Annotated in this window: 1 rRNA gene; it reads right to left on the bottom strand. The window is 48.1% G+C overall.

Annotated features, from left to right (window positions below):
• Positions 1-431: ribosomal RNA gene (locus GTR01_RS24440) — 16S ribosomal RNA — on the bottom strand; the annotation flags it as partial.
• Positions 432-526: the final 95 nt, after the last annotated feature.

The raw sequence follows: 526 nt of genomic DNA, 5'->3' as shown, positions 1-526 counted from the left end.
GAAGTTTACAACCCATAGGGCCGTCGTCCTTCACGCGGGATGGCTGGATCAGGCTCTCACCCATTGTCCAATATTCCTCACTGCTGCCTCCCGTAGGAGTCTGGTCCGTGTCTCAGTACCAGTGTGGGGGATCACCCTCTCAGGCCCCCTAAAGATCGCAGACTTGGTGAGCCGTTACCTCACCAACTATCTAATCTTGCGCGTGCCCATCTCTATCCACCGGAGTTTTCAATATTCATTGATGCCAACAAATATATTATGGGGTATTAATCTTCCTTTCGAAAGGCTATCCCCCAGATAAAGGCAGGTTGCACACGTGTTCCGCACCCGTACGCCGCTCTCAAGTTTCCGAAGAAACTCTACCGCTCGGCTTGCATGTGTTAGGCCTCCCGCTAGCGTTCATCCTGAGCCAGGATCAAACTCTCCATTGTATGTTTGTCTGACTCACTCAAAGTTTTTAACGCTTTAGTTTTTCCTTACTTGGTTGTTATATTGTATGTCAATGATCTTTATATCTTTCGCTTTT

The sequence above is a fragment of the Chryseobacterium sp. c4a genome, from assembly GCF_009900745.1.
In the GTDB taxonomy this organism is placed as follows: Bacteria; Bacteroidota; Bacteroidia; order Flavobacteriales; family Weeksellaceae; genus Chryseobacterium.
Note: the sequence above shows the minus strand (reverse complement) of the source record. Positions and strands in the feature narration are given on the sequence as shown.